Genomic DNA, 24,435 nt, shown 5'->3' on the forward strand with positions numbered 1-24,435 from the left:
CTCTGTCCTGCGGGGGCGGTATGCTAGCATACGCGCCCCGCTAAACACCTATTCCTGCGACGTGAAGCGTTCTCAGGATGACCATGAATTGTTCGAGAGTTCTGTCGATGACCCATCCTGCCCTGATTGATGAGCTAAAGACCCTGGTTGAGCCCGGCAAAGTGCTGACCGACGCCGACTCCCTGGAGGCTTACGGCAAGGATTGGACCAAGCACTTCGCGCCCGCGCCGACCGCCATCGTGTTCCCCAAGACCACCGAGCAAGTGCAGGCCATCGTCCGTTGGGCCAATGCGCACAAGGTGGCGCTGGTGCCATCCGGTGGTCGTACCGGCCTGTCGGCTGCTGCCGTGGCGGCCAATGGCGAAGTGGTCGTCTCGTTCGATTATATGAACCAGATCCTCGACGTGAACCTCACCGACCGCACCGCCGTGTGCCAGCCGGGCGTGGTCACCAAGCAATTGCAGAACGTCGCCGAAGAAAAAGGCCTGTACTACCCGGTGGACTTCGCGTCGTCCGGTTCCAGCCAGATTGGCGGCAATATCGGCACCAATGCCGGCGGGATCAAGGTCATTCGCTACGGTATGACCCGCAACTGGGTGGCTGGCATGAAGGTCGTCACCGGCAAGGGTGATGTGCTGGAGCTGAACCGCGATCTGATCAAGAACGCCACCGGCTATGACATGCGCCAACTGTTTATCGGCGCCGAAGGCACCCTGGGCTTTGTGGTCGAAGCCACCATGCGCCTGGACCGTGCGCCGAAAAACCTCACCGCGATGGTGCTCGGCACCACCGATTTCGACTCGATCATGCCGGTGCTGCACGCCTTCCAGGGCAAGCTGGACCTGACCGCCTTCGAGTTCTTCTCCGACAAGGCCTTGGCCAAAGTCCTCGGTCGTGGCGATGTGCCGGCGCCGTTCGAAACCGAGTGCCCGTTCTACGCGCTGCTGGAATTCGAAGCCACCACCGAAGAAGTCGCCAACCACGCCCTGGAAACCTTCGAGCACTGCGTCGAGCAGGGCTGGGTGCTGGACGGCGTGATGAGCCAGAGCGAAACCCAGTTGCATAACCTGTGGAAACTGCGCGAGTACATCTCCGAGACCATTTCCCACTGGACGCCGTACAAGAACGATATTTCGGTCACAGTCTCCAAAGTTCCGGCGTTCTTGAAGGAAATTGACGCTATCGTCGGCGAACACTACCCGGACTTCGAAATTGTCTGGTTCGGCCATATCGGCGACGGCAACCTGCACCTGAACATCCTCAAGCCGGAAAACCTGAGCAAGGATGAGTTCTTCGCCAAGTGCGCCACGGTGAACAAGTGGGTGTTCGAAACCGTTCAGAAGTACAACGGCTCGATCTCCGCCGAACACGGCGTGGGCATGACCAAGCGTGATTACCTGACCTACAGCCGTTCGCCGGTTGAGATCGAATACATGAAAGCAGTGAAGGCGGTGTTCGACCCGAACGGGATCATGAACCCTGGCAAGATTTTCGCGGTTTAACCGCCCCCGAAGGAGTCGTTTCATGAGCTACCAGCACAAGTATGTCGACGGCACCAATATCCACTTTCCTGTCGGTAAAGTGGTGTGTATTGGGCGTAACTACGCCGAACATGCCAAGGAACTGGACAACCCGGTGCCGACCGAGCCGTTGCTGTTCATCAAGCCTGGCAGCTGCGTCGTGCCGCTGGAAGGCGGTTTCAGCATTCCGACCGAGCGCGGTTCGGTGCACTACGAGGCGGAAATCGCGGTGCTGATCGGCAAGCCGCTGTCGAACAAGCCCAGCCGTGAAGAGGTGCTGGACGCCATCTCCGGTTTCGCCCCGGCCCTGGATCTGACCCTGCGCGACAAGCAATCCGAGCTGAAAGCCAAGGGCCTGCCGTGGGAAATCGCCAAGTCCTTCGACGGCGCGGCGGTGATTGCGCCGTTCGTGGTCGGCAGCACCTTCGCGGACGTGACCGATATTGGCATTCGCCTGACCATCAATGGCGAAGTGCGCCAGGACGGCAACAGCGCGAGCATGCTCAACCCGATCGTGCCGATGATCCAGTACATGGCCGGCTGCTTCTCGCTGCAGGCCGGCGACGTGATCCTCACCGGCACCCCGGCCGGCGTGGGCCCATTGAATGTGGGTGATGACCTGGTGTTGGAATTGACCGGCGTAAACCGCTTCGAAAGCAGCGTTCGATAAGCACCTGATGTGGAAGGGGGCTTGCCCTAATGCCAGTCAGTTAAGGCTTTTTGTAGGAGCGAGCTTGCTCGCGAAAAACTCACAGGCGCCGCGTTCATTCAGGAAGCACGCGTTATCGTTGACGTTTTTCGCGAGCAAGCTCGCTCCTACAGGAGGCGATGTACGCTTAACTGACTGGCATTAGGGCTTGCCCCCTTCCACATTGGGTCCGAATCCATCTCGTGCATCGGCTTTTGCATTTTTTTCACACCCCATCCGGATAATCCTCAGCCTCCTGCGCGCGGGTCCATTGATCCTGTGCTATCACCTACCGCTGACTTTCCGGAAAAGCACCCAATGGCCGTGTCCCTGCCTTCCGCCACACCCAAGCCGCGCTCTCGCTTTGCCTTGCGCTGGTATTCCTGGCTATTTCTGGCGGGTGCCATCGTGTACGGCATTTCCTGGGCCATGCATTGGGACGATCGCGGCGTGCTGTGGCTGTTGGAGGGCTTTGAAACGCCCGCCGAGCGCAGCGAAAGTGTGTGGTTGCCTGACTATCACGTTGTCATCGACGCCAAGGTTTTGCCGGGCATGGAGAAAGACGAAGCCTCGGACGTCTCCTATAACCCGCAGACCAAAACCCTGTTTTCCGTCATGGGTAAAAACCCGTTCCTGGTCGAGCTGAGCCTGCAAGGCGATGTATTGCGCAAGATGCCGCTCAATGGCTGGGACAACCCGGAAGGCGTGACTGTGATGGAAAATGGCCTGATGGCCGTGGTCGACGAACGCCAGCACAACCTGACCATCGTCAAGATCGACGCTGCCACCCAGCAATTGAACAAGGCCGACTTCCCGAGCTATGACCTGGGCCCGTCCAAGGATCAGAACAAAGCGTTCGAGGGGCTTACCTGGGACAAGCGCAATCAGCAATTTGTGCTGGGAGAAGAGCGGCCGCCGGCGTTGTTCACCTGGAAAAGTGACGGCAGCCAGACCCTTGTCGGCGATAAACAGAAACTGGCCAGCAAAGAGCTGGACATGCGCAACCTTTCGGCCCTGGCCATCGACCCGCGCACCGGCCATCTGCTGGTGTTATCGGCCGACTCCCACTTGTTGCTGGAGTTGGATGAGAAGGGTGAACAAGTCAGCTTCATGACCCTGCTCGGTGGCTTCAACGGCCTCAAGAACACCATCCCCCGTGCGGAGGGGGTAACGATGGATGAGGACGGCACGCTCTATATGGTCAGTGAGCCAAACCTGTTCTATCGTTTCGAAAAGCAGAAATAACAGACGAATCACGTCGGATATTTCTCTATTAGCGGCATTCGCCAGACACCGGGGCGCGTTTAAGTTTAAATTCAGACAGGCGTGATATTCATTCGCCACTTTTGACTTTGAGCACCGCCCGATGCGTCGATTTGCCCGCCCCAAACCCATTCTTTTTATGCTGGTGTTGATCGCCCTGGTCAGCGCCGGGGCTGTTGCGCAGCATTTTCGCCTGTTCGAGCGCGCCTGGTTCAACTGGCAGGCCTGGCGTCAGCCGGCGGACGAGCGCTCCATCGGCCTGGCGGATTACCGAGTGACCCTTGAAGCCCAGGTTATCGAAGGGCTCGACGACGATGTCTCGGCCCTCACCTACGATCCGGTACGCAAGAGCCTGTTTACCGTCACCAATAAAAACGCCGAGCTGATCGAGCTGTCCCTTGAGGGCAAGATCCTGCGACGCATCCCGTTGGTGGGGTTTGGTGATGCCGAGGCGGTGGAATTTATCAGCGACAACATCTATGTCATCACCGACGAGCGCCAGCAGCGGCTGATCAAGGTGCATGTGGACGACGATACCCAATTCCTCGACGCCGCCGATGCGGAACAGATGACCCTGGGCCTGCATGTCGGGGGCAACAAGGGGTTTGAGGGGTTGGCCTATGACTCGGTGGGCAAGCGCCTGTTCGTGGCCAAGGAACGCGACCCGATGCTGATCTACGAGGTCCACGGCTTTCCCCATTTCAAACCGGAAAAAACCTACTCGGTGCACGTGATCAACAACCCCAAGCGCGATGCCGGGTTGTTTGTACGCGACCTGTCGAGCCTGCAATACGACGAGCGCAGCGGTCATTTGCTGGCGCTGTCGGATGAGTCGTTCCTGGTGCTGGAGCTGGACATCGACGGTCGCCCATTGAGCAGCCTGTCTCTGCTCAATGGACGCCATGGCCTGAAAAAACGGGTGCCCCAGGCCGAAGGAATCGCCATGGATGACGAGGGCACGTTGTACCTGGTCAGCGAGCCGAACCTGTTCTACGTGTTCAAGAAACCCAATCCCTGAGACACATTGGGTTTTGCATCAGGCTTTAAGGGTTTTCACGCCTTCGGAAGTGCCCAGCAGCAGCACATCCGCCGGACGCGCCGCGAACAGGCCATTGGTGACCACGCCGACGATGGCGTTGATCTGGGTCTCAAGCTCCACCGGGTGGGTGATCTGCATATTGAACACGTCGAGGATAATGTTGCCGTTGTCGGTCAACACGCCTTCGCGGTACACCGGATCGCCACCGAGCTTTACCAGTTCGCGGGCTACGTGGCTGCGAGCCATCGGGATGACTTCCACCGGCAGCGGGAACGCGCCGAGCACCGGTACCAGCTTGCTGGCGTCGGCGATGCAGATAAAGGTCTTGGCCACCGCCGCGACGATCTTCTCGCGGGTCAGGGCTGCACCGCCGCCCTTGATCAGGTTCAGGTGTTCGTCGCTTTCATCGGCGCCGTCGACGTAGAACTCCAGGTCGCTCACGGTGTTGAGCTCGTACACCGGAATGCCATGGCCCTTGAGGCGCGCGGCGGTGGCTTCGGAACTGGCCACGGCGCCGTCGAATGCGCCTTTGTGCCGGGCCAGCGCATCGATAAAGCAGTTGGCGGTGGAGCCGGTGCCGACACCGACGATGCTCTTGTCGTCGAGTTTGGGAAGGATTAAATCGACGGCGGCCTGGGCCACTGCCTGTTTGAGTTGATCCTGGGTCATGCGGGCTCCGGAACGGGCGGGGAGTAAAGAGGGGCGCGAGTATAACCCAACAAAACCTCCGGATTCGTGTGGTCGCCCGGCCAAACGCTGGGTTAGACTCCTTGGCCCTGCCCAACCCGCCCAGTGATTTCCGCCGATGCTTGAACAGTACGTCAAAAAGATCCTCACCTCGCGCGTCTATGACGTTGCCGTAGAAACCCCGCTGCAGACCGCCCGCCAGCTCTCCGAGCGGTTGGGCAACAAGGTCTGGCTCAAGCGTGAAGACCTGCAGCCGGTGTTCTCGTTCAAGATTCGCGGCGCGTACAACAAGCTGACTCAATTGACGGCTGAAGAGCGTGCACGCGGCGTGGTCACGGCCTCGGCGGGCAACCATGCCCAGGGCCTGGCCCTGGCGGCCAAGGTGCTGGGGGTCAAGGCCACGATCGTGATGCCCAAGACCACTCCGGAGATCAAGGTCGAAGGCGTGCGCTCCCGTGGCGGCAAAGTGGTGCTGCACGGCGATTCCTTCCCGGAAGCCCTGGCCTACTCGCTGAAGCTGGTCGACGAAAAAGGCTACGTCTACATTCACCCCTACGACGATCCGCACACCATTGCCGGGCAGGGTACCGTGGCGATGGAGATCCTGCGCCAGCACCCGGGGCCCCTGGACGCGATTTTCGTACCGGTGGGCGGCGGCGGGCTGATCGCGGGCATTGCGGCGTACGTGAAATACCTGCGCCCGGAGATCAAGATCATCGGCGTCGAACCGGACGACTCCAACTGCCTGCAAGCTGCCATGGCCGCCGGCGAGCGTGTGGTGCTGCCCACCGTGGGTATCTTTGCCGATGGCGTGGCAGTGGCGCAGATCGGCCAGCACACCTTCGACATCTGCAAACACTATGTGGATGAAGTGATCACCGTCAGCACCGATGAAATCTGTGCGGCGATCAAGGACATCTACGACGACACCCGCTCCATCACCGAGCCGGCCGGCGCGCTGGGTGTGGCGGGGATCAAGAAATACGTGGAGACCCGTGGCGTCACCGGCCAGACCCTGGTGGCCATCGACTCCGGCGCCAACGTCAACTTCGACCGCCTGCGCCATGTGGCCGAGCGCGCCGAGCTGGGTGAAGGTCGCGAAGCCATTATTGCCGTGACCATCCCTGAGAAACCGGGCAGCTTCAAGGCGTTCTGCGAGGCGGTGGGCAAGCGCCAGATCACCGAGTTCAACTACCGCTACCACTCCGGCAGCGAAGCGCACATCTTTGTCGGCGTGCAGACCCACCCGGAAAACGACCCGCGCAGTGCGCTGATCGCCAGCCTCACCAGCCAGGGTTTCCCGGTGCTGGACCTGACCGAGAACGAACTGGCCAAGTTGCACATCCGCCATATGGTCGGCGGGCATGCGGCCAAGGTCAGTGATGAAGTGGTGTTCCGTTTCGAATTCCCGGAACGTCCGGGGGCGCTGTTCAACTTTCTTAATAAATTGGGCGGACGCTGGAACATCTCGATGTTCCACTATCGCAACCACGGTGCCGCTGACGGCCGTGTGGTCGCCGGCCTGCAAGTGCCGGCGAACGAGCGTCACCTGGTCCCGGCGGCCCTGGAAGCCATTGGCTACCCGTATTGGGATGAAAGCGATAACCCGGCCTACAAACTGTTTCTCGGTTGAGCGACTACGCTGATTGGGGCGGCCTTTAAGGAAAACGACATATGGAAACCCTGACCACCCTCAAAGTTATCCACATCGCCGCCACGGTGTTGCTGCTGCTCAGCGGCCTCGGCCTGGCGCTGTTGGCCTGGCGCAAGCGCAGCGACGGCCCGGCCGTGACTGTGCAGCGCCCGTGGGCGTTCGTGTGGTTGCTGATGGGCGTTTGCATGGTCAGCATGCCGTTTACCGGCTGGTGGCTGGTGCACCTGGTCGGCTGGCCGCTGGGGCAGACCTGGATCCTGGGTTCCAGCATCCTCTACACCGTGGCCGCGCTGGCCTGGTTCTGGCTGGTGGCACGGCTTAACCGGCTGCGCAAAGGCGAGGGCGGCAGCCTGAATTTCACCTTGGTGCTGGCGGTGGTAAGCCTGGTGGGGTTTGTGGCGATTGCCGGGCTCATGGGCGCCAAGCCGGTTTAATGCGGTGAGGGCTTCTGTGGTGAGCGGGCTTGCCCCGCGCTGGGCTGCGAAGCAGCCCCGACAAAGGCCCGCATTTTTCCTGATGAGACCGGTTGGCAGGTTTTGGGGCTGCTTCGCAGCCCAGCGCGGGGCAAGCCCGCTCACCACGGTTACTCGCTACGCAGGGTAATCACCGGCCAACCCCGCTTCTCGGCTTCAGCGCGCAGATTCGGTTCCGGATCCACCGCCACCGGATGCGTCACCTGCTCCAACAGCGGCAGGTCATTCATCGAGTCGCTGTAGAAGTAACTGTCTTCCAGGCTGTAGCCAGTCTCTTCCAACCACCGATTCAAGCGCGTCACCTTGCCTTCACGAAAACACGGCACATCAGTGCTGCGCCCGGTGTAGCGGCCATTTTCCATCTCGCACTCGGTGGCGATCAGCGTCTCGACGCCCAGGCGTGCGGCAATTGGCGCGGTGACGAAACGGTTGGTGGCGGTGATGATCACCAGCTTGTCGCCAGCGGCGCGGTGCTTGGCCAGCAGTTCAGCAGCCAGGGGCAGCATGATCGGCTCGATGCAGTCGCGCATATAGTCGTTATGCCATTCGTCCAGCTGGGCCATCTCGGTGCGGCCGAGGATGTCCAGGCAGAAGTTCAGGTAGGCGGCGTTGTCCAGCTTGCCGGCCAGGTAGTCCTGGTAGAACTCGTCGTTGCGGGCTTTGTAGGCGACCGCGTCGAGAATCCCCCGTTCGCAGAGGTAATCGCCCCAAGCGTGGTCGCTGTCACCGCCGAGAAGGGTGTTGTCCAAGTCGAATAAAGCCAGGCGCATTGCAGTTACTCGCTGAAAAGTCTGTAAAAAGGCGTCCAGAATACGGTCTTTTCACAAGAGTGCACATAAGGTAAGAAGCCTCGTTGCCGCTGGAACAACCTTTGTGGAACAATGCGGCGACATGCGTTTGCGAGGTTGTTGCCGTGATCGACCCCGATGGTTTCCGTCCTAATGTCGGGATTATTCTTACGAATGATGCCGGACAGGTGCTATGGGCTCGCCGAATCAACCAAGATGCCTGGCAGTTTCCTCAAGGCGGAATCAACCCCGACGAAACCCCTGAAGACGCCTTGTACCGTGAGTTGAACGAAGAAGTCGGCCTTGAGCGTGAAGATGTGCAGATTCTGGCCTGTACCCGGGGCTGGTTGCGCTATCGTTTGCCGCAACGCCTGGTGCGTACCCACAGCCAACCGCTGTGCATCGGCCAGAAGCAGAAATGGTTTCTCCTGCGCCTGATCTCCAACGAGCAGCGGGTGCGGATGGATTTGACCGGTAAGCCGGAGTTCGATGGCTGGCGTTGGGTCAGTTATTGGTACCCGCTGGGCCAGGTGGTGACATTCAAGCGCGAGGTTTATCGTCGCGCTCTCAAAGAGCTTGCCCCGCGCCTTTTAGCGCGCGACTGACGACGGAGTTCGACCCCGAGCCATGCTCAATACGCTGCGCAAGATCGTCCAGGAAGTTAACTCCGCCAAGGATCTCAAGGCGGCGTTGGGGATTATTGTGTTGCGCGTCAAGGAAGCCATGGGCAGCCAGGTCTGCTCGGTTTACCTGCTGGACCCAGAGACCAACCGTTTTGTGCTGATGGCCACCGAGGGCTTGAACAAGCGCTCCATCGGCAAGGTCAGCATGGCGCCCAATGAAGGTCTGGTGGGCTTGGTGGGGACGCGTGAAGAACCCCTGAACCTTGAAAACGCGGCCGATCACCCGCGTTATCGCTACTTTGCCGAAACCGGCGAAGAGCGCTACGCCTCGTTCCTCGGCGCACCGATCATTCACCACCGCCGCGTCGTCGGCGTATTGGTCATCCAGCAAAAAGAACGTCGCCAGTTCGACGAGGGCGAAGAAGCCTTCCTCGTGACCATGAGCGCGCAGCTCGCCGGGGTTATCGCCCACGCCGAAGCCACCGGCTCGATTCGCGGCCTGGGCGGCCAGGGCAAGGGTATCCAGGAAGCCAAGTTCGTCGGTGTACCGGGTTCGCCGGGTGCGGCGGTCGGTACTGCCGTGGTCATGTTGCCGCCGGCCGACCTCGATGTGGTGCCGGACAAGCACGTCGACGACATCGACGCTGAAATCAAACTGTTCAAGACGGCCCTGGAAGGCGTGCGCGCCGACATGCGCAACCTGTCGACCAAGCTGGCCACCCAGTTGCGCCCCGAAGAGCGCGCGCTGTTTGACGTGTACCAGATGATGCTCGACGACGCGTCCCTCGGGAACGAAGTCAAGACCGTGATCAAGACCGGCCAGTGGGCCCAGGGCGCGCTGCGTCAGGTGGTCACCGATCACGTCAACCGTTTCGAATTGATGGACGACGCCTACCTGCGCGAGCGGGCCTCGGATGTGCGCGACCTCGGCCGCCGCCTGCTGGCCTACCTGCAGGAAGACCGCAGCACCAACCTGGTCTACCCCGACAACACCATCCTGATCAGTGAAGAACTGACCGCCACCATGCTCGGCGAAGTGCCCGAAGGCAAGTTGGTGGGCCTGGTCTCGGTCCTGGGTTCGGGTAACTCCCACGTCGCGATCCTGGCCCGGGCCATGGGCATTCCGACGGTGATGGGCCTGGTGGACCTGCCGTACTCCAAGGTCGACGGTATCGACATGATCGTCGATGGGCATCGCGGCGAGGTGTTTACCAACCCCAGCGAAGTCCTGCGCAAGCAATACGCCGAGGTGGTGGAAGAAGAGAAGCAACTGGCGCTCGGGCTCGATTCCTTGCGCGAACTGCCGTGCGTGACCCTCGACGGTCACCGTGTACCGCTGCTGGTCAACACCGGCCTGCTGGCCGATGTGGCGCGCGCGCAACAGCGCGGCGCCGAAGGCGTGGGGCTGTACCGCACCGAAGTGCCGTTCATGATCAACCAGCGGTTCCCGAGTGAGAAGGAGCAACTGGCGATTTATCGCGAGCAACTGTCCGCCTTCCACCCGTTGCCGGTGACCATGCGCAGCCTGGACATCGGCGGCGACAAGTCACTGTCGTATTTCCCGATCAAGGAAGACAACCCCTTCCTCGGCTGGCGCGGTATTCGCGTTACCCTCGACCACCCTGAAATCTTCCTGGTGCAGACCCGTGCCATGCTCAAGGCCAGCGAAGGCCTGAACAACCTGCGCATCCTGCTGCCGATGATCTCCGGCACCCATGAGCTGGAAGAAGCCTTGCACCTGATCCACCGTGCCTGGGGCGAAGTGCGCGACGAAGGCGCCGACGTACCGATGCCGCCGATTGGCGTGATGATCGAAATCCCGGCGGCGGTGTACCAGGCCAAGGAACTGGCGCGGCAGGTGGACTTCCTGTCCGTGGGCTCCAACGACCTGACCCAGTACCTGCTGGCCGTGGACCGTAACAACCCACGGGTGGCCGACCTCTACGACTACCTGCACCCGGCGGTGCTGCACGCCCTGCAACACGTGGTGCGCGACGCCCATGCCGAAGGCAAGCCGGTGAGCATCTGCGGTGAAATGGCCGGTGACCCGGCGGCAGCGGTGCTGTTGATGGCGATGGGCTTTGACAGCCTGTCGATGAACGCCACCAACCTGCCGAAGGTGAAGTGGATGCTGCGCCAGGTTGAACTGAGCATGGCCAAGGATCTGCTGGCGGAGTTGATGACCATCGACAACCCGCAGGTTATCCACAGCTCGCTGCAATTGGCGCTGAAAAACCTGGGGCTGACGCGGATGATCAACCCGGCGTCTGCCAAGACCCTTTAATGGCGATACGCAGCCCCCGCCCGTAGCAGCTGTCGAGCGCAAGCGAGGCTGCGTCGGGCGCGCTGCTGGGTAAGACGGCATCAGCGTCAGAACTTGAGTTCTACCTCTCCGAGCCGCCCACCATGCGGTCCAAAGCTTCGCTCCACCATCCGCCGCGTGCCATCGGCATTCACAATCAACGCCGTGCTCGCCCGTGTCCCATAACTCGGGCTGGCGATAAACACACTCGACAGCAAACTCTCCGTCGCCAACCCCACGCCGGTATCCGGCAGCTCGGCAAACGGTGCAATCTGCGGATCGCTCAGAATCTCCAGTAGCGCTTCGGGCTGGGGATCGTTCAGCAACTCACTCAGCGCGGCTTTGGCCTTAAGCAGTTTCGGCCAAGGTGTATCCAGCCCTGCATTGGATAACCCATACACGCCCGCTTTCAACTGCGTCGGCTCGGTGTGATTGGCGTTGTAATGCCACAACTCTTCCCGCGTCCCCACCAGCAGGTTAAACCCGGCATATTCAATCGAACGGCCGTTAACCTCGGCCAAATACTGGTCAATCGGCAGCGAACCATTGAGAAAACGCGCCACCAGTTCACCGCGGGACTTGCGTGCCGGCGGCTGGTGCGGATCACGGATATTGGTCAGGGCAGCAAAACGCCCATCGGCATTCACGCCCAGCCAGGTGCCGCCCGCTTCCTGATCGCGGCCGGCATAGACTTCGGGCGCATCCGGCCACTGCGCCAGCGGCAGGCTGGGGCGGGCGTAGAACTCGTCACGGTTGGCCGCGACGATCAGCGGTTGGGCATGGCCCGGCCGCCAGGCAAAAACAATCAGGCACATCAGGCGATTCCCGTTTGTGTTTTTTGCCACTCTACCCACACCGGCAGCGGCGTTCCATCGTATCCAGTTGGGTCGCATGCCTTCCATCCGTTAACATGCCGGACCTGGTTTGGGGGCTCCCATGGAATTTCTGCTGTATTTGCTGCTGGGCGCGTGCGCGGGCGTACTCGCCGGGCTGTTTGGCGTGGGCGGCGGGATCATTATCGTGCCGGTGCTGGTGTTCAGCTTCACCTTGCAGGGCTTCGACCCGCAGGTGCTGACCCACCTGGCCGTGGGCACCTCCCTGGCGACGATCATCTTTACCTCGGTCAATGCCGTGCGTGAGCACCACCGACGTGGCGCGGTGCGTTGGCCGATCTTTGTCTGGATGACCGTGGGCATCCTGCTCGGCGCCGGTTTTGGTGCGCTGACCGCCGAGGCGATTTCCGGCCCCCACTTGCAGAAGATCATCGGCGTATTCGCCCTGATCATCGCCGTGCAACTGGCCCTGGAGGTCAAGCCCAAGGCCAGTCGCACCGTGCCTGGCAAGCTCGGCCTGACCCTGGCCGGTACGGTGATTGGCTGGGCTTCGGCGATTTTCGGCATTGGCGGCGGCTCGCTGACCGTACCGTTTTTGACCTGGCGCAGCGTGCCGATGCAACAGGCGGTGGCCACCTCGTCCGCCTGTGGCCTGCCGATTGCCCTGGCCAGTGCGTTAAGTTTCATGATTCTGGGCTGGCATGACCCGCTGTTGCCCGCTCATAGTCTAGGGTTCGTGTATTTGCCGGCGCTGCTGGGCATTGCCCTGACCAGCATGGTGTTTGCCCGTTTCGGCGCACGCCTGGCGCACCGGTTGTCGCCGCGCTTGCTCAAGCGGTTGTTCGCCGGCTTGCTGTTTTGTGTCGGTTTGAATTTTTTGCTGTAACGCAGGCTTAATCGCGCCCGGGCATGGTCCGGTTGCCATAACGAATGATTTAACGAGGAGTCGCAATGCTGCCTTACCCGCAGATCGACCCGGTGGCCCTGGCCATCGGTCCGCTGAAAATCCACTGGTACGGGTTGATGTACCTGATCGGCATCGGCGGTGCATGGCTGCTGGCCTCCCGGCGCCTGAACCGTTTCGACCCGACCTGGACCAAGGAGAAGCTCTCCGACATGGTGTTCTGGTTGTCGATGGGGGTGATCGTCGGCGGGCGCCTGGGGTATGTGCTGTTTTACGATCTCTCGGCCTACATCGCCAACCCGACGCTGATCTTCGAAGTGTGGAAAGGCGGCATGGCATTCCACGGTGGCTTTATCGGCGTAATGATCGCGGCCTGGTGGTTTGGCCGGCGCAACGGCAAGTCGTTCTTCCAACTGATGGACTTCGTCGCGCCGCTGGTACCGATCGGCCTGGGCGCCGGGCGCATCGGCAACTTCATCAACGCCGAGTTGTGGGGCAAGCCGACCGACGTGCCGTGGGCCATGGTGTTCCCGCCGTTCAGCGACCCGGCGCAACTGCCGCGACATCCGTCGCAGCTGTACCAGTTCGCGTTGGAAGGCGTGGCCCTGTTCCTTATCCTGTACCTCTTTTCGCGCAAACCACGCCCGACCATGGCCGTTTCCGGCATGTTCGCGCTGTTCTACGGGATCTTCCGTTTCATCGTCGAGTTCGTGCGCGTGCCGGATGCCCAGCTGGGTTACCTGGCATGGGGCTGGCTGACCATGGGACAAGTGCTCAGCATTCCGATGATCCTGGTCGGCCTGGGCCTGCTGTGGTGGGCGTACAATCGCCCGCAACCGCTGAAGCACACCGCGCTTTAAATTCGAATGCCGAGGCCCGCGAGGTCTCGGCTTCAACGATACGGGTAATGACATGAAGCAATATCTCGAACTACTGAACGACGTCGTGACCAATGGCCTGACCAAAGGCGACCGTACCGGCACCGGCACCAAGGCCGTGTTCGCCCGTCAGTATCGGCATAACTTGGCCGACGGCTTCCCGCTGCTGACCACCAAGAAGCTTCACTTCAAAAGCATCGCCAACGAACTGATCTGGATGTTGAGCGGCAACACCAACATCAAGTGGCTGAACGAAAACGGTGTGAAAATCTGGGACGAGTGGGCCACCGAAGACGGTGACCTGGGCCCGGTGTATGGCGAGCAGTGGACCGCCTGGCCGACCAAGGATGGCGGCACGATCAACCAGATCGACTACATGGTGCACACGCTCAAGACCAACCCCAACAGCCGTCGCATCCTGTTCCACGGCTGGAACGTCGAATACCTGCCGGACGAAACAAGGAGCCCCCAGGAAAACGCGCGCAATGGCAAGCAAGCCCTGCCACCGTGCCACCTGCTGTACCAGGCGTTCGTGCATGACGGCCATCTGTCGATGCAGTTGTACATCCGCAGTTCCGACGTATTCCTCGGCCTGCCGTACAACACCGCCGCCCTGGCGCTGCTGACCCATATGCTGGCCCAGCAATGCGACCTGATTCCCCACGAGATCATCGTCACCACCGGCGACACCCACGCCTACAGCAACCATATGGAGCAGATCCGCACCCAGCTGGCGCGCACGCCGAAGAAGCTGCCGGAACTGGTGATCAAGCGTAAGCCGGCGTCGATCTACGATTACAAGTTCGAAGACTTTGAAATCGTGGGCTATGACGCTGATCCAAGCATCAAGGCCGACGTGGCTATCTAAAGGCTGCCTCAGTCTAAGGGTGTGGGCTTGTGTGGGAGGGGCGGTTAATGCCCGTGGCTTCTGCCTACGTGTGAGGGCTCGGCCTCGCTGGCGGCTACACCGCCGTTGACCTCCAGTCGCTGCAAAATCCCGCAGTGGTCCCCACCGCCACAGCGTTGGCGCAGGTCCAGCAACTGCTCCTGCAACGCCAGCAGCCCGTCAATCCGCGCTTTTACATGGTGGATATGCTCGTCGATCAACGCATTCACGTTTTCACACTGGTCCTGGGGGCTGTCCCGTAGCCCGAGCAGGCTGCGGATCTCTTCCAGGGTCATGTCGAGGCTGCGGCAGTTGCGGATAAAGATCAGTCGCTCGGTGTGCGCCTGGGTGTACACGCGGTAGTTGGCCTCGGTGCGTGCCGGGGGTGGCAGCAGGCCTTCCTTCTCGTAATAACGGATGGTTTCCACCGGACAATCGGTCAGTTTGGCCAGTTCGCCGATCTTCATTGCAGCAATCTCCAAATGGGTGCTTGACCCTATAGTGGCTACAGGGTCTTTACTTGGCAACAGGCACCTTACGGACGCGACCTGATGAGCGACTCCATTCACACCCCGCACAAACACGACCATGACCATGATCATGGGCCGAAGAAACTCACCCCCGTGCACGATCACGGCCATGGCGGTTCCTGCTGTTCCGGCACGCCTGCGCCTGCGCTGGTGCAGTTGAGCGAGGCGCCCACCGCCGGCTCGCGCCTGAGTACCTTCCGCATCGAAGCCATGGACTGCCCCACCGAGCAGACGCTGATCCAGAACAAACTGGGCAAGCTGGCCGGTGTGCAGCAGCTGGAATTCAACCTGATCAACCGCATCCTCGGCGTCACCCATGACCTGCCGAGTACCGCGCCGATCATCGATGCGATCAAATCCCTGGGTATGCAGGCCGATCCGATCGTGGAGGGCACCCCGGCCGCCGAGCCGCCCGCCAAGAAGCATTGGTGGCCGCTGGCGTTGTCCGGTGTGGGGGCGTTGGGCGCCGAAGTACTGCACTTCACCAACGCCGCGCCCACTTGGGTGATTGCGCTGGTAGCGCTGGTGTCGATCCTCAGCGGCGGCCTCACCACCTACAAGAAGGGCTGGATCGCCCTGAAAAACCTCAACCTGAACATCAACGCGTTGATGAGTATCGCGGTCACTGGCGCGGTCCTGATCGGCCAGTGGCCGGAAGCGGCCATGGTGATGTTCCTGTTTACCGTGGCCGAGCTGATCGAAGCCAAGTCCCTGGACCGTGCGCGCAATGCCATCAGTGGCTTGATGCAGATGACACCGGAACAGGCCACGGTTCGGCAGGCTGATGGAAGCTGGGTTGAAATGGAGGTCAAAAGCATTGAGCTGGACGCAATCGTGCGGGTAAAACCCGGCGAGCGTATCGGCCTTGACGGTGAAGTCACCGCCGGCCAGTCCACCATCGACCAGGCGCCGATCACCGGTGAAAGCCTGCCGATTGAAAAGACCGTCGGCGATAAGGTCTTCGCCGGCACCATCAACCAGGCCGGTTCCCTGGAGTACAAGGTCACGGCGGCTGCCAACAACTCCACCCTGGCCCGCATCATCCATGCGGTGGAGCAGGCCCAGGGCGCGCGGGCACCGACCCAGCGGTTCGTCGACAGCTTCTCGAAAATCTACACCCCGGCCGTATTCCTGTTCGCCCTGGGTGTGGCGCTGATCCCGCCGCTGTTCATGGCCGGCGCCTGGTTCGACTGGATCTACCGCGCCCTGGTGCTGCTGGTGGTGGCGTGCCCGTGCGCCCTGGTGATCTCTACCCCGGTAACCATTGTCAGCGGCCTGGCGGCTGCGGCACGCAAAGGCATCCTGATCAAGGGCGGTGTGTACCTGGAGGGTGGCTATAAGCTTGACTACCTGGCCCTCGACAAGACCGGCACCATCACCCACGGCAAGCCGGTGCAAACCGATTACCTGGCGCTGTTCACCACTGTCGAAGACAGCGCCCCGGCCCTGGCTGCCAGTTTGGCCGGGCGTTCCGACCACCCGGTGTCCCTGGCAATCGCCAATGCGGCGGTGGATAAAAACCTGCCGGTGCACGTTGTGGATAACTTCGAAGCCCTGGCCGGTCGCGGCGTGCGCGGCGATATTAATGGCCAGACCTATCACTTGGGCAACCACCGCCTGGTGGAAGACCTCGGCCTGTGTTCGCCGGAGTTGGAAGAAAAGCTGTTCGCCCTGGAAAAACAGGGCAAGTCCGTGGTGCTGTTGCTCGATAAGTCCGGCCCGCTGGCGCTGTTCGCCGTGGCCGACACAGTCAAGGACAGCAGCCGCGAAGCCATCCAGCAACTGCATGAGCTGGGCATCAAGACCCTGATGCTCACCGGCGACAACACCCACACCGCCCAGGCGATTGCGGCCCAGGTCGGCATCGATCAGGCCCAGGGCGACCTGTTGCCCACCGACAAGCTGCACGCCATCGAAACCCTCTACGGCCAAGGCCACCGGGTGGGCATGGTCGGCGACGGCATCAACGACGCCCCGGCCCTGGCGCGCGCCGAGATTGGCTTTGCCATGGCCGCAGCAGGTACCGACACCGCTATCGAGACGGCCGATGTGGCCTTGATGGACGATGATTTGCGCAAGATTCCGGCATTCATTCGTTTGTCGCGGCAAACGTCGAGTATCCTCAAGCAGAACATCACCCTGGCCCTGGTGATCAAGGCGATCTTCCTGGTGGTCACGTTCCTGGGCATGGCGACCATGTGGATGGCAGTGTTCGCCGACATGGGCGTGGCCCTGCTGGTGGTGTTCAATGGCCTGCGCCTGTTGCGCAAATAGAGGATGAGAGGGTGGTGTGCTGAGTGCCGAGTTGAAGGCGTTTTTTATGGTCGCCCGCCTGGGCAGCATCACCCAGGCGGCGAAAAAACTCGGCCTGAGCCAGCCCACCGTTACCACCCAGATTCGCAACCTGGAAAGCCAGTACGGCGTCGAGCTGTTCTACCGTGGCGGGCGCCGCCTCACCGTCAGCGACGAGGGCGCGCGCCTGCTGCCGATGGTCAAGACGCTGCTGCAGCAGGAAGCGGACATCGAGTTTTTCCTGCGCAACAGCGGCCAGGTCCAGGGCGCACTGAGGATTGCCGCGACGGCGCCGTACTACATCCTCGACCTGGTCAAAGCCTTTCGCGAACGCCTGCCGCAGGTGGAGGTATCGGTGGAAATCGGCAACTCCCAGCAGGTACTCGAAGCGCTGGACGATTACCGCGTCGATGTCGCTGCATCCTCGCAGTTGCTCGAAGACCCGCGCCTGATCCGCCGTGTATTGGGCACCGACCCGTTGGTGCTGGCGGTACACCGCAACCATCCACTGGCCAAGCTCGACCATGTACCCCTCAGTGCGTTGGCGGGGCATACGCTGTTGATGCGTGAAGCCGGCTCCACCACGCGGCGGCTTACGGAAGAGATGCTGCAAGGTGCGGGCGTCAGTTACGGGCCGCTGCTGGAAATCGGCAGCCGTGAATCGATCCGCGAAGCGGTGCTGCGCAATATCGGCATCAGCATCATCGCCCGCCAGGAAGTGCCCCATGACCCGCAGCTGAAGGTGCTGACCCTCGAGCATGCGCCGCAGATTCCCGAGTACCTGTACTGCCTCAAGGAAAGAAAAGGCGCTCGTCTGCCGGCGGCGTTTCTGGGGTTGGCGCAGGAAATGTCGCCGATCTAAAGCCTTGTAGTGGCTTTGGGGACCAATCGGGGCAAGCCCCCTCCCACAGGTGCCCGCATTTCCATGTTGGAACTCGGTCAAGTGTGGGAGGGGGCTTGCTCCCGATTGCGGTAGACCAGGCAGCCCACCGCCAAGCGTCCTACACAAATCTGCGAATACCACTATCGCCGCCTTTTGCCTTCCTGCCATAAGAGCGACGCATTGCCTGCCTAGCATGGCCTTCATCAGTTTGATGAGGTGCCACCATGAACACAGTCCTGACCCAACCCGGCGCGCCGATGAAAGTGCGCGGTATCCAGAAACGCTTCGGCGCCTTTACGGCGTTGGACAATGTGTCACTGGACGTGGCTGCCGGCGAGCTGGTGTGCCTGCTCGGCCCTTCCGGCTGCGGCAAGACCACGTTGCTGCGCTGCATCGCCGGCCTGGAACGCCAGGACAGCGGCGAACTTTACCTGGGTGACCGCGATGTTTCCCTGCTGCCGCCCCAGGCGCGCGACTACGGCATTCTGTTCCAGTCCTACGCGCTGTTTCCCAATCTCACCGTCGAAGCGAACATCGGCTACGGCCTCACCGGCAGCGGTCGCGATGAAGTGCGCCAGCGCGTCGGCCAGATGCTTGAATTGGTGGGGCTGCTTGGTAGTGAAAAGAAGTACCCCGGCCAACTCTCCGGCGGCCAACAGCAGCGGGTCGCCCTGGCCCGTGCGCTGGCGCCGGCGCCGTCATTGCTGTTGCTGGATGAGCCGATGTCGGCCCTCGACGCCCGCGTGCGCGAGCATCTGTGCACCGAGCTGCGCCAACTGCAACGGCGCCTGGGTATCACCACCCTGATGGTCACCCACAACCAGGACGAAGCCATGTTGATGGCCGACCGCATCGCCGTGATGAACAACGGCAAGGTCGAGCAATACGCCACGCCCCAGGAAATCTACGACCGCCCGGCCACGCCGTTTGTGGCGGAGTTTGTCGGCCAGGGCAACTGGCTGCCGTTCAGTCGCAACAGTGCCAGCCATGCCCAGGTCGGTGGGATGAACATGCGCCTGGCCGAGGACGCCGGCGTGGCCAGGTCCGGCCGGCTGTTCTGCCGCCCGGAAGCGATCAGCGTCAACCCGTCGGTGCATGAGGAGAACCTGTTCCCGGCCAAGGTCCGCGAGATCACTTTCCTCGGCAACCGCTGCCGCATGAGCTTTGAGCTGGAGCAACTGCCCGGCCATCCGCTGCTTGCCGAACTGGCCCCGGAAGCCATGCCGCGCCTGGGCGCCCAGGACATCTGGGTAGCCTTGCCGCCGCGCAGCCTGCAGGTGTTTGCCTGAGATGGCCGCTGTCTTGACTCTGGCGCGTCAAGCGTCACGCGCCGAAACCGGCGACCGTATTTTCGTGGTCGGCGGCAAACTGCTCTGGCTGGTGCTGCTGGGCATCGCCGTATTGCTGCCACTGCTGGCGATCTTCTGGCGCGGTTTCAGCAGCGAGGCCGGGCAGGGCGGTGGCCTGGTGGCCGCACGGGCGTTGGTCACCAGCGCCAACTTCCACTGGCTGCTGGGCAATAGCCTGAAAGTCTCCCTCAGCGTGGCGGCCATTGTCGTACCGCTGGCCTACCTGTTTGCCTACGCCCTGCAACGCACGTTGATTCCCGGCAAGGCCATCTGGCGAGGCCTGTCGCTGCTTCCGCTGATGGCACCGTCGATGCTGCCGGGGATTGCACTGGTCTACCTGTTCGGTAACCAGGGCCTGTTGCGCGGGCTGCTCTCGGACAACATCTACGGCTTCTGGGGCATTGTCCTCGGTGAAGTGATCTACACCTTCCCACATGCCCTGATGATTTTGCTGTCGGCGCTGTCCCTGGCCGATGCGCGCTTGTTCGACGCGGCCTCGAGCATGGGCGCCAGCCCTGCGCGGGCGTTCCGCAGCATCACCTGGCCGGCCACGCGCCAGGCGGTGTTTGCTGCGTTCTGCCTGGTGTTCACCCTGACCATCACGGATTTCGGCGTGCCCGTGGTGGTGGGTGGGGATTACCAGGTGCTGGCGCTGGAAGCCTACAAGGCGGTGGTCGGCCAGCAACAGTTCGGTCGGGGCGCGTTGATCGGCATGGTGTTGCTGCTGCCGGCGCTGTTCAGCTTTGGCGTCGACGCCTGGTTGCGCCGTCGCCACGGCGATGCCATGAGTGGCCGCGCCCAGGTCTTCCAGCCGGCGCCGTCGCGCCTGAGGGATAGCGCCTATCTGCTTATCGTGCTGCTCATCAGTGCCGTGTTGCTGCTGGTGTTCGGCATGGCGGTGTACTCCTCGCTGGTGAAGTTCTGGCCGTACAACCTGTCGCTGTCGCTCAGCCACTACCAGTTCGAAGACACGGCCGGCGGCGGTTGGCTGGCCTATCGCAACAGCTTGACCCTGGCGTTGTGCACGGCGTTGATCGGCAGCGTATTGATCTTCACCGGCGCCTACCTGATGGAAAAGACCAAGGGCCAGAAGGGCCTGAACCTGGCGCTGCGCATGCTCAGTTTTGTGCCGATGGCCGTGCCTGGGTTGGTGTTGGGCCTGGGCTACGTGTTCTTTTTCAACCTGAGTGGCAACCCGCTGCATGTGTTCTACGGCACCATGACCCTGCTGGTGGTGTGCACCATTGCTCACTACCTGACCACCGCACAAATGACCGCCACCACCGCGCTGCGCCAGCTGGACGCCGAGTTCGAAGCGGCGGCGCTGTCGCTCAAGGCGCCGCTGTATCGCCATTACTTGAAAGTCACGGTACCGATCTGCCTGCCGGCACTGCTGGACATCGTGCGCTACCTGTTTGTGTCGGCGATGACCACCGTGTCCGCCGCGATCTTCCTCTACAGCCCCGACACCATCCTCGCCGCCGTCGCCGTGTTGAACATGGACGACGCCGGCAATGTGGGCGGCGCGGCGGCCATGTCGACCCTGATCCTGTTCACCTCAGGCAGCGTTTCGCTGCTGCTGGCGTGGGCTTCACGTGGCGCCTTGCGCCGCTCCCAAGCCTGGCGCCAGACCGCGCCCGGCCAATAACCATCCCTGAAGGAGGTGCTCCATGTTCAAGCCCCTGGCGCTGGTCGCTGCCGTACTCACTGCATTCAGCCTGAATGCCTTCGCCAAGACCGAGTTGACCGTGTACACGGCCCTTGAAGCCGAGCAGTTGAAGACCTACAAAAAAGCCTTCGAGCAGGCCAACCCTGACGTCGAGATCAAATGGGTCCGTGACTCCACCGGCATCATCACCGCCAAGCTGCTGGCCGAAAAAGACCGCCCGCAGGCCGATGTGGTCTGGGGCCTGGCCGCATCGAGCCTGGCGATCCTCGATCAGCAGGGCATGCTGGACAATTACGCCCCCAAGGACCTGGACAAGATCGGCAAGCATTACCGTGACGCCGCCAACCCACCAGCCTGGGTCGGCATGGATGTGTGGGCCGCGACCATTTGCTTCAACACGGTCGAAGCCGAGAAACAGGGCCTGACCAAGCCGGTGAGCTGGCAAGACCTGACCAAGCCCGAGTACAAGGGCAAGATCGTGATGCCCAACCCGGCCTCGTCCGGCACCGGCTTCCTGGATGTGAGCGCGTGGCTGCAAACCTTCGGCGAGAAGCAGGGCTGGCAGTACATGGACGACTTGCACCAGAACATCGGCCAGTACGTTCACTCCGGTTCCAAGCCGTGCAAGCTGGCGGCTTCCGGTGAGTTCCCGATTGGTATTTCCTTTGAGTATCCGGCCGTGCAGCTGAAGCGCCAGGGTGCGCCGCTGGACATCATCCTGCCGAAGGAAGGCCTGGGCTGGGATATCGAAGCCACCGCCGTGATCAAGGGCACCGCCCATGCGGACGCCGCCAGAAAGCTCGCCGACTTCTCCGCCAGTACAGCGGCAATGGACCTGTACAAGGACAACTTCGCTGTGCTCGCCCAGCCGGGGATCGCCAAGCCGCAGACCGAATTGCCGGCCGACTACGAGCAGCGGTTGATCAAGAACGACTTCGGCTGGGCCTCGAAAAACCGCGACAGCATCCTGGCTGAGTGGCGCAAGCGCTATGACGGCAAGTCGGAGAAACAATAATTTTCACCTCTACCTGTAGGAGCGAGCTTGCTCGCGAAGAACGAATAGACGGCGCGGATAACCTGAAGCGCTGCCTTATCGTTGACGTTCTTCGCGAGCAAGCTCGCTCCTACAGAGGGTTGCATATTCCATGACAGATTTACTGATCATCGGTGCCGGCATCCTCGGCCTGTCCCACGCCTACGCCGCCGCCAGGCGCGGGCTCAAGGTCAAGGTGTTCGAGCGCAGCGCCACGCCCCTGGGTGCCTCGGTACGCAACTTCGGCCAGGCCCTGGTCACCGGGCAGCCGCCGGGGCCGATGCTTGACCTGGCACGGCAAAGCCGTGATATCTGGGGGCAATGGGCTCGGGTTGCCGGCCTGCAGCTCAAGCGCAACGGCTCGTACCTGTTCGCCCGTACCGAAGCCGAAGAACATCTGCTGGAAGCCTTCTGCGCCGGCCGCGCGCGTGAACACGGCTATAACGTCGACCTGTTGCAAGGCGCGGCGTTGAAGGATCTGTACGGCGGCCAGTTCCGCCATCACCGCGCCGCGCTGCATGGCCGGGACGACCAGCAACTGTATTCGCGCGAGGCGATACCGGCGCTGATCCACTACCTGAGCCAGCAACTGGGTGTGGAATTTTACTTCTCCACCCTGGTGCGCGATGTCGAACCGGGCCAGGTGCACAGCACGGCGGGCAGCTTTCGTGGCGAGCAGGTCATCGTCTGTTCCGGCCACGATTATCAAACCCTGTTGGCCGAGGCCATCGCCGAACTCAACCCGCAGATCTGCCGCCTGCAAATGCTGCGCGCCCGGCCTGCACTCAACCTCAACCTGCAACACGCCTTGCTCACCGGCCTCAGTTGCGTGCACTACGGCGCTTTTGCCGACCTGCCTGAAGCCGCGCCGGTACAGGCGCAGATCCTGCGCGAGGCGCCGCACCTGCATGCACACGGGATTCACCTGCTGATCAGCCCGACGCCCCATGGCGAACTGATCATCGGCGACTCCCACGACTACGGCAGCGATGCCTCGCCGTTCAATGCCGAGCAGGTGGATGACTGGATGATCGAGTTGGCCGAACAGACCTTGGGTTGCAAGATCCAGGTGATGGAACGCTGGCAGGGCGTCTACGGCGCCAGGGGCCCGGCACCGTTTTCATTTGTGCAGGCCGCACCTGGCGTGAGCGCTGCCTTGATGCACACCGGTGTGGGCATGAGCGTGGGGCCGGCGATGGCCGAGCGCAATATCACAACCCTGTGGGGGCCGGCGTGATGAGCCCGGAACAGGCGATTGCCACAATCTTCGCTTTGTACGAGCAGCACGGCGCGGCGGATTACATCGGCGAGCCGGTGTCGCAGATCGAGCACATGTCCCAGGCCGCGCAGTTGGCCATGGCCGAAGGCTTCGATGATGAAGTGGTGCTGGCGGCGTTTTTCCACGATATCGGCCATCTGTGTGGCCAGGGTGGCGAGAACATGGGCGGTTATGGCGTGGTCAGCCATGAGCGGTTGGGCGCGGATTATTTGCGCCGTGCAGGCTTCAGTGAGCGCCTGGCCAGGCTGGTGGAGTACCACGTCCAGGCCAAGCGCTACCTGACGTTCAGCCGGCCGGACTACTACGCATGCTTGAGCGAGGCGAGCCGCCGCACCCTGGGTTACCAGGGCGGCGTGATGACGGCCGAGGAGGCTCGGGCGTTTGAGCAAGACCCGCTGTGTCAGGTCAGCCTGCGCCTGCGCCACTGGGACGAACAGGCCAAGGCAATGCACGTGCCGGTGCTCGACCTGGAAGTGCTCAAGGCCAAGGCCCGGCAGCTGCTGGCGGCTTAAGTCTCGTCGAGGCGCTGGGCCAGGACTTCGACCTGTTCCTGGCGTTCGGCCTGGCTCAGTCTGGCCTGGGGGTTGAGGGACGACCATTGCGGGTGGGCGCGGGCCTTGTGCAACGCGTCCGGCAATTTGCCTTCGCGCCAGGTCTTGTCCTGGGGCGTATCGACCTTGATGCTGTGCATCGCCGCATGGCCGCGCAGGTTCAGGGCCTTGAGCAACTGGCGCTGGCGCAGGGCGAGCAGGCGCAGCACGCTGTCGTCCACGGTCAGCTCGCGTTGGCCCTTGATCTTGCCCAGCAGGCGGCTGCCGTAGCTGCGGGCGGTCTGCAACGCGCCACCGGCGATGGCGCCCGC

Annotated in this window: 23 protein-coding genes; 18 read left to right on the forward strand and 5 right to left on the reverse strand. The window is 62.0% G+C overall.

Going from position 1 to position 24,435, the window contains the following annotated elements:
* Window positions 1–107: 107 nt before the first annotated feature.
* The 4 genes from BFP99_RS28740 to BFP99_RS28755 all read left to right on the forward strand — a co-directional run bounded on the left by BFP99_RS28740 (window position 108) and on the right by BFP99_RS28755 (window position 4,489).
* Window positions 108–1,502: an FAD-binding oxidoreductase gene (locus BFP99_RS28740; RefSeq protein WP_065948776.1), complete on the forward strand. Its 1,395-nt coding sequence runs from the start codon at window positions 108–110 to the stop codon at window positions 1,500–1,502.
* A 22-nt stretch (window positions 1,503–1,524) separates the two neighbouring features.
* Window positions 1,525–2,190: a fumarylacetoacetate hydrolase family protein gene (locus BFP99_RS28745; RefSeq protein WP_027608418.1), complete on the forward strand. Its 666-nt coding sequence runs from the start codon at window positions 1,525–1,527 to the stop codon at window positions 2,188–2,190.
* A gap of 336 nt (window positions 2,191–2,526) precedes the next feature.
* Complete coding sequence (locus BFP99_RS28750) at window positions 2,527–3,453, forward strand: SdiA-regulated domain-containing protein (RefSeq protein WP_065938078.1); 927 nt, start codon at window positions 2,527–2,529, stop codon at window positions 3,451–3,453.
* A 121-nt stretch (window positions 3,454–3,574) separates the two neighbouring features.
* Window positions 3,575–4,489, forward strand: a complete 915-nt coding sequence (locus BFP99_RS28755; protein WP_027608420.1) for an SdiA-regulated domain-containing protein — start codon at window positions 3,575–3,577, stop codon at window positions 4,487–4,489.
* A gap of 18 nt (window positions 4,490–4,507) precedes the next feature.
* Here BFP99_RS28755 and rpiA read toward each other — a convergent pair whose 3' ends face one another.
* Window positions 4,508–5,179, reverse strand: a complete 672-nt coding sequence (gene rpiA, locus BFP99_RS28760) for a ribose-5-phosphate isomerase RpiA (protein WP_065924352.1) — start codon at window positions 5,177–5,179, stop codon at window positions 4,508–4,510.
* Between the two features lie 136 nt (window positions 5,180–5,315).
* Between rpiA and ilvA the strand changes: the two genes are divergently transcribed.
* Both ilvA and BFP99_RS28770 read left to right on the forward strand, forming a co-directional pair.
* A complete protein-coding gene (gene ilvA / locus BFP99_RS28765; protein ID WP_065948777.1) occupies window positions 5,316–6,830 on the forward strand; it encodes a threonine ammonia-lyase, biosynthetic in 1,515 nt (504 codons plus the stop codon).
* Window positions 6,831–6,871: 41 nt separating this feature from the next.
* Complete coding sequence (locus tag BFP99_RS28770) at window positions 6,872–7,285, forward strand: DUF2269 family protein (protein WP_065948778.1); 414 nt, start codon at window positions 6,872–6,874, stop codon at window positions 7,283–7,285.
* Between the two features lie 149 nt (window positions 7,286–7,434).
* Here BFP99_RS28770 and BFP99_RS28775 read toward each other — a convergent pair whose 3' ends face one another.
* Entirely contained in the window at window positions 7,435–8,094 is a 660-nt protein-coding gene (locus tag BFP99_RS28775) for a histidinol-phosphatase (RefSeq protein ID WP_065948779.1), read from the reverse strand.
* Window positions 8,095–8,237: 143 nt separating this feature from the next.
* Between BFP99_RS28775 and BFP99_RS28780 the strand changes: the two genes are divergently transcribed.
* The gene (locus BFP99_RS28780; RefSeq protein ID WP_003176750.1) at window positions 8,238–8,717 is read left to right on the forward strand and encodes an RNA pyrophosphohydrolase; all 480 of its coding nucleotides are present in this window, start codon (window positions 8,238–8,240) and stop codon (window positions 8,715–8,717) included.
* 22 nt (window positions 8,718–8,739) lie between these two features.
* Window positions 8,740–11,019, forward strand: coding sequence for a phosphoenolpyruvate--protein phosphotransferase (gene ptsP, locus BFP99_RS28785; protein ID WP_065948780.1), 2,280 nt, complete (start codon window positions 8,740–8,742; stop codon window positions 11,017–11,019).
* A gap of 86 nt (window positions 11,020–11,105) precedes the next feature.
* On the opposite strand, the gene BFP99_RS28790 is transcribed toward ptsP, so the two are convergent.
* Window positions 11,106–11,852 (reverse strand): NRDE family protein, encoded by a 747-nt coding sequence (locus tag BFP99_RS28790; protein WP_065948781.1) that lies wholly within the window; start codon window positions 11,850–11,852, stop codon window positions 11,106–11,108.
* Window positions 11,853–11,973: 121 nt separating this feature from the next.
* Here BFP99_RS28790 and BFP99_RS28795 point away from each other — a divergent pair, with 121 nt between their 5' ends.
* The 3 genes from BFP99_RS28795 to BFP99_RS28805 all read left to right on the forward strand — a co-directional run bounded on the left by BFP99_RS28795 (window position 11,974) and on the right by BFP99_RS28805 (window position 14,520).
* Window positions 11,974–12,756: a sulfite exporter TauE/SafE family protein gene (locus BFP99_RS28795; RefSeq protein ID WP_065938085.1), complete on the forward strand. Its 783-nt coding sequence runs from the start codon at window positions 11,974–11,976 to the stop codon at window positions 12,754–12,756.
* A 65-nt stretch (window positions 12,757–12,821) separates the two neighbouring features.
* Window positions 12,822–13,634 carry a prolipoprotein diacylglyceryl transferase gene (gene lgt / locus BFP99_RS28800; protein WP_065924346.1) on the forward strand — a complete coding sequence of 271 codons (813 nt, stop codon included), beginning with the start codon at window positions 12,822–12,824 and terminating at the stop codon, window positions 13,632–13,634.
* Window positions 13,635–13,686: 52 nt separating this feature from the next.
* The gene (locus BFP99_RS28805) at window positions 13,687–14,520 is read left to right on the forward strand and encodes a thymidylate synthase (RefSeq protein WP_065924345.1); all 834 of its coding nucleotides are present in this window, start codon (window positions 13,687–13,689) and stop codon (window positions 14,518–14,520) included.
* A gap of 44 nt (window positions 14,521–14,564) precedes the next feature.
* Here BFP99_RS28805 and cadR read toward each other — a convergent pair whose 3' ends face one another.
* Complete coding sequence (gene cadR / locus BFP99_RS28810) at window positions 14,565–15,005, reverse strand: Cd(II)/Pb(II)-responsive transcriptional regulator (RefSeq protein ID WP_027606134.1); 441 nt, start codon at window positions 15,003–15,005, stop codon at window positions 14,565–14,567.
* 84 nt (window positions 15,006–15,089) lie between these two features.
* On the opposite strand from cadR, the gene BFP99_RS28815 reads away from it, so the two are divergent.
* From BFP99_RS28815 to BFP99_RS28845, 7 genes are all read left to right on the forward strand, one after another.
* Window positions 15,090–17,342, forward strand: coding sequence for a heavy metal translocating P-type ATPase (locus BFP99_RS28815; protein WP_065948782.1), 2,253 nt, complete (start codon window positions 15,090–15,092; stop codon window positions 17,340–17,342).
* 16 nt (window positions 17,343–17,358) lie between these two features.
* On the forward strand, window positions 17,359–18,222 hold the full coding sequence (locus BFP99_RS28820; protein WP_027606132.1) for a LysR family transcriptional regulator: 864 nt from the start codon (window positions 17,359–17,361) through the stop codon (window positions 18,220–18,222).
* 245 nt (window positions 18,223–18,467) lie between these two features.
* Entirely contained in the window at window positions 18,468–19,532 is a 1,065-nt protein-coding gene (locus tag BFP99_RS28825) for a putative 2-aminoethylphosphonate ABC transporter ATP-binding protein (RefSeq protein WP_065948783.1), read from the forward strand.
* 1 nt (window position 19,533) lies between these two features.
* The gene (locus tag BFP99_RS28830; RefSeq protein WP_065948784.1) at window positions 19,534–21,240 is read left to right on the forward strand and encodes a putative 2-aminoethylphosphonate ABC transporter permease subunit; all 1,707 of its coding nucleotides are present in this window, start codon (window positions 19,534–19,536) and stop codon (window positions 21,238–21,240) included.
* A 22-nt stretch (window positions 21,241–21,262) separates the two neighbouring features.
* On the forward strand, window positions 21,263–22,276 hold the full coding sequence (locus BFP99_RS28835; RefSeq protein ID WP_065924341.1) for a putative 2-aminoethylphosphonate ABC transporter substrate-binding protein: 1,014 nt from the start codon (window positions 21,263–21,265) through the stop codon (window positions 22,274–22,276).
* 130 nt (window positions 22,277–22,406) lie between these two features.
* Window positions 22,407–23,531, forward strand: coding sequence for a TIGR03364 family FAD-dependent oxidoreductase (locus BFP99_RS28840; RefSeq protein WP_065948785.1), 1,125 nt, complete (start codon window positions 22,407–22,409; stop codon window positions 23,529–23,531).
* Window positions 23,531–24,085 (forward strand): phosphonate degradation HD-domain oxygenase, encoded by a 555-nt coding sequence (locus BFP99_RS28845; RefSeq protein ID WP_065924339.1) that lies wholly within the window; start codon window positions 23,531–23,533, stop codon window positions 24,083–24,085. The genes BFP99_RS28840 and BFP99_RS28845 overlap by 1 nt, the downstream gene beginning before the upstream one ends.
* Here BFP99_RS28845 and BFP99_RS28850 read toward each other — a convergent pair.
* Window positions 24,082–24,435, reverse strand: a 354-nt coding sequence (locus tag BFP99_RS28850) for a DUF3482 domain-containing protein (RefSeq protein ID WP_141690839.1), incomplete at its 5' end; no start/stop codon positions are given. The two genes, BFP99_RS28845 and BFP99_RS28850, sit on opposite strands and share 4 nt — an antisense overlap.

The sequence above is a fragment of the Pseudomonas sp. 1 R 17 genome (assembly GCF_900067035.1).
Classification (GTDB): domain Bacteria; phylum Pseudomonadota; class Gammaproteobacteria; order Pseudomonadales; family Pseudomonadaceae; genus Aquipseudomonas; species Aquipseudomonas marginalis.

Bases quoted from the DNA above. Each gene is read 5' to 3' on its own strand.
- BFP99_RS28825 (WP_065948783.1), top strand. From the start codon at position 18,468: ATGAACACAGTCCTGACCCAACCCGGCGCGCCGATGAAAGTGCGCGGT.
- BFP99_RS28745 (WP_027608418.1), top strand. From the start codon at position 1,525: ATGAGCTACCAGCACAAGTATGTCGACGGCACCAATATCCACTTTCCT.
- BFP99_RS28830 (WP_065948784.1), top strand. From the start codon at position 19,534: ATGGCCGCTGTCTTGACTCTGGCGCGTCAAGCGTCACGCGCCGAAACC.
- BFP99_RS28740 (WP_065948776.1), top strand. From the start codon at position 108: ATGACCCATCCTGCCCTGATTGATGAGCTAAAGACCCTGGTTGAGCCC.
- ilvA (WP_065948777.1), top strand. From the start codon at position 5,316: ATGCTTGAACAGTACGTCAAAAAGATCCTCACCTCGCGCGTCTATGAC.
- BFP99_RS28815 (WP_065948782.1), top strand. From the start codon at position 15,090: ATGAGCGACTCCATTCACACCCCGCACAAACACGACCATGACCATGAT.
- ptsP (WP_065948780.1), top strand. From the start codon at position 8,740: ATGCTCAATACGCTGCGCAAGATCGTCCAGGAAGTTAACTCCGCCAAG.
- BFP99_RS28750 (WP_065938078.1), top strand. From the start codon at position 2,527: ATGGCCGTGTCCCTGCCTTCCGCCACACCCAAGCCGCGCTCTCGCTTT.
- BFP99_RS28775 (WP_065948779.1), bottom strand. From the start codon at position 8,094: ATGCGCCTGGCTTTATTCGACTTGGACAACACCCTTCTCGGCGGTGAC.
- BFP99_RS28755 (WP_027608420.1), top strand. From the start codon at position 3,575: ATGCGTCGATTTGCCCGCCCCAAACCCATTCTTTTTATGCTGGTGTTG.
- BFP99_RS28845 (WP_065924339.1), top strand. From the start codon at position 23,531: ATGAGCCCGGAACAGGCGATTGCCACAATCTTCGCTTTGTACGAGCAG.
- BFP99_RS28835 (WP_065924341.1), top strand. From the start codon at position 21,263: ATGTTCAAGCCCCTGGCGCTGGTCGCTGCCGTACTCACTGCATTCAGC.
- BFP99_RS28805 (WP_065924345.1), top strand. From the start codon at position 13,687: ATGAAGCAATATCTCGAACTACTGAACGACGTCGTGACCAATGGCCTG.
- rpiA (WP_065924352.1), bottom strand. From the start codon at position 5,179: ATGACCCAGGATCAACTCAAACAGGCAGTGGCCCAGGCCGCCGTCGAT.
- BFP99_RS28770 (WP_065948778.1), top strand. From the start codon at position 6,872: ATGGAAACCCTGACCACCCTCAAAGTTATCCACATCGCCGCCACGGTG.
- lgt (WP_065924346.1), top strand. From the start codon at position 12,822: ATGCTGCCTTACCCGCAGATCGACCCGGTGGCCCTGGCCATCGGTCCG.
- BFP99_RS28790 (WP_065948781.1), bottom strand. From the start codon at position 11,852: ATGTGCCTGATTGTTTTTGCCTGGCGGCCGGGCCATGCCCAACCGCTG.
- BFP99_RS28840 (WP_065948785.1), top strand. From the start codon at position 22,407: ATGACAGATTTACTGATCATCGGTGCCGGCATCCTCGGCCTGTCCCAC.
- cadR (WP_027606134.1), bottom strand. From the start codon at position 15,005: ATGAAGATCGGCGAACTGGCCAAACTGACCGATTGTCCGGTGGAAACC.
- BFP99_RS28795 (WP_065938085.1), top strand. From the start codon at position 11,974: ATGGAATTTCTGCTGTATTTGCTGCTGGGCGCGTGCGCGGGCGTACTC.